Below are 3,136 nucleotides of genomic sequence, written 5' to 3'. Positions count from 1 at the left end.
GAGGAGTGTGGCGAAGACTCGTCGTTCGGTACTCCTACCGCMCGCRATYGAYAGAYCWYGCGGTATGGGTCCYGGCYTTCGCCRGGACGACACCGTTTGCTTGGTTGCTCTATTGCCGCATCACAGAGCGGTGAACACGCGTAACGGCGCCGCCCTGCGCTCCGTCCTTTGGACATCGAACCCAAAAAGACGGAGACCGATCTTGACACTTTGGCGCAGCCTTTTCGTCGCCGCGAGCCTGCTGGCGGCCCCCATCAGCCTTGCTCACGCGCAGACCCCGCAGACCGTGAAGGCGAAGAACGTCGTGCTGGTGCACGGCGCCTGGGCCGACGGTTCGAGCTGGTCGGAGGTGATCCCGATCCTTCAGGCGGCCGGATTGCACGTCACCGCCGTGCAAAATCCGCTGTCGTCGCTTGCGGACTCCGTCGAGGCGACCAAGCGCGCGCTGGCCGAGCAGGACGGTCCGACCGTGCTGGTCGCGCATTCCTGGGGCGGCACCGTGATCAGCCAGGTCGGCACCGACCCGAAGGTCACCGGGCTCGTCTACGTCGCCGCACGCGCGCCCGATGCGAACGAGGATTTCGTCGCGCTGTCGAAGCAATTCCCGACCGGTCCGGTCCGCGCCGGCATCGTCGAGCGCGACGGCTACACCAAGCTCTCCGAAGACGCGTTCCTGAAGTATTTCGCCAATGGCGTGAAGCCGGAGCAGGCCAAGGAGCTCTACGCCGTGCAATGGCCGACGGCGGCCTCGATCTTCGCCGGCCGCACCACCGAAGCCGCCTGGCACACCAGGCCGAGCTGGTACGCGGTGTCGAAGAGCGACTACACCATCAATCCCGATCTCGAACGCTTCCTCGCCAAGCGCATGAACGCAACCACGATCGAGCTCGATGCCGGCCACCTCTCGCTGGTGTCGCATCCCAGGGAGGTGGCGAATTTGATTCTGGAAGCGGCGGGGTATGGGCGGAGTTGAGCGGCGGTTGCCGTAACGCGAAAGGCGCCCGACCTTTCGGGCGCCTTTTTGTTTTGCTCGGCCTTCTCCCCAACGTCGTCCTGGCGAAAGCCAGGACCCATTACCCGAGGGAGCAGTTTGGCGAAGGCTCATCGTCCGGTACTGGCATCTCCTACGATCGATAGACCTCGCGGTATGGGTCCTGGCCTTCGCCAGGACGACACCGTGTGTGCGGCGTGCAGCGTGCGATCAAACGAACACCGCGCGTGAGCGCTAATCCAGCCCCTGCGCTGCCGGCATGTCCTGCGTCGGCAAAATCGTCGGTGCGGGCTTCACTAGTCCAACCGTCGGCGCGGCAGCTTGCGCAGCCTCGGCGGGCTTGGGCTGCACGGCGGCGGTCTGCTGCGCGGGCTGAGCCTGCGGGGCCTGAGCCTGCGGGGCCTGAGCCTGCTGCGGCGCCGGCTCGGGCGAGGTCGGCCTGGCGGCGGCTACCGGTGTCTCGCCGCGCGGCGGCGCGGCCTTGGGCAGCGGCACGGCGCGGCTTGCGACATGCGGGATCGAGGCTGGCGGCCGCGGCGGGCCGCTGCGGATCGCGGTCGGCGGCGGCAGCGCGCCTTGCGGCCCGTACGGCGCGACCGCGCGCTCCTGATAGGCGGGAGCCATGCCGTAGGCATCGGCGGCCGGCATGAAACGCAAAATCCGTCCGTCGCGGGCGTCGATCACCAGCCGGCCGTCGTCGCCGCGGCGGTCGATCACCGCGATGGTGTAGACGGCGCCGCGCAGGCGCGGGATGCCGAGCGGCAAGAAGCCGTTCTCACGCAAGACCGCGTAGACCTCGGTAGCCGGCAGCAGCGCCGGCGCGAGCCCGCGATCATCGCCATAGCCATAGCCGTAGCGCGGCGGCGGTGGCGGGCCGGCGTCGGGCGGCGCGTATGGCCCGTCGAAATCCGACACGGCGATGCTGGCCCCTCCCGCAATACCGTTCGCCGGAACTTGCGCCTCAGCAGCCGTCGCAGCCAGCGCAAGCGCGGCGGCAGCCACACATCCTGTGAAAAACTTCATGGTCGAAACGCTCCTGTCAGGCCCCGGGACGGCTTGCGCTCTTTCGCTTCTTGTAGCGTGGCGCGCTTTTCGAAGGACCGATCCGAAGCTTCCCTCCGGATTCCGGCGTCCCCGGGGCCGGATCGCGGCGCGTTTGCTTCAAATCCGGGGCGCGCGCCCAACCGAAAGCGCTGATTGACACGTTGGGAATCGGGACTTTCGCGTGCTTGTGTGGTAGACAAAAATTTGGCAAGGTGCGGGTTAGGACAGGAAGACTGTCTCAATTTTGCCTGCGATCCCGGCATGGGGATTGCAACGAAAGTACGGTGCTCTCGAGCGCCAAGAAGGTACCAGGCAAAGCCGTTCTCGGGGACGAGGAACGCCTTGGCCTGAATCTAAGAAAATGCGGCTCGCAGCGGACGAGCGGTGGCCCAGAAGCGGGTGCCGCGGGACGCCCAAGGTGCGCCGAAGATGGCGGTGAGGCAGCTTGCCGCATGGAGAGGACGAGGACATGAACGGGTCGCAATTCGAGCGCGCAAACATCGTGGCAGAAGAACTGTCGGCGACGGTCGCCTCGAAAACGACTGATCCGATCCAGGAACACAATTCGCGCCCGCCGGCCGAAGGTCTCTACGATCCGAGCCTGGAAAAGGATTCCTGCGGCGTCGGCTTCATCGCCAACATCAAGGGCAAGAAGTCCCACGAGATCGTCTCGGACGCGCTCAGCATCCTCTGCAACCTCGAGCATCGCGGCGCCGTCGGCGCCGACCCACGCGCCGGCGACGGCGCCGGCATCCTGGTGCAGATCCCGCACGCCTTCTTCGCCCGCAAGGCCAAGGAGAACGGCTTCGCGCTGCCGCAGCCCGGCGAATACGCCATCGGCGCGCTGTTCATGCCGCGCGACACCGCCTGGCGCAACGTCATCAAGAGCATCATCTCCGACCAGATCAAGGAAGAAGGCCTCACCCTGCTCGGCTGGCGCGACGTGCCGACCGACAATTCCTCGCTCGGCGTCACCGTGAAGCCGACCGAGCCCGCCTGCATGCAGGTGTTCATCGGCCGCAACGGCACCGCCAAGACCGAGGACGATTTCGAGCGACGGCTCTACATCCTGCGCAAGTCGCTCTCGGTGGCGATCTACCT

General features: G+C 66.6%; 2 protein-coding genes and 1 pseudogene. 2 read left to right on the top strand and 1 reads right to left on the bottom strand.

The window, feature by feature from the left end:
* Window positions 1-202: 202 nt before the first annotated feature.
* Window positions 203-973 (top strand): alpha/beta fold hydrolase, encoded by a 771-nt coding sequence (locus tag ACXJL8_RS37525; protein ID WP_456617405.1) that lies wholly within the window; start codon window positions 203-205, stop codon window positions 971-973.
* Between the two features lie 252 nt (window positions 974-1,225).
* On the opposite strand, the gene ACXJL8_RS37520 is transcribed toward ACXJL8_RS37525, so the two are convergent.
* Window positions 1,226-2,014, bottom strand: a complete 789-nt coding sequence (locus ACXJL8_RS37520) for a hypothetical protein (protein WP_456617404.1) — start codon at window positions 2,012-2,014, stop codon at window positions 1,226-1,228.
* A gap of 490 nt (window positions 2,015-2,504) precedes the next feature.
* Here ACXJL8_RS37520 and ACXJL8_RS37515 point away from each other — a divergent pair.
* A pseudogene (locus tag ACXJL8_RS37515) lies at window positions 2,505-3,136 on the top strand (glutamate synthase subunit alpha); the annotation flags it as partial.

The sequence above is a fragment of the Bradyrhizobium sp. P5_C11_2 genome, assembly GCF_054049755.1.
This window is presented reverse-complemented; position numbering and strand designations above follow the sequence as displayed.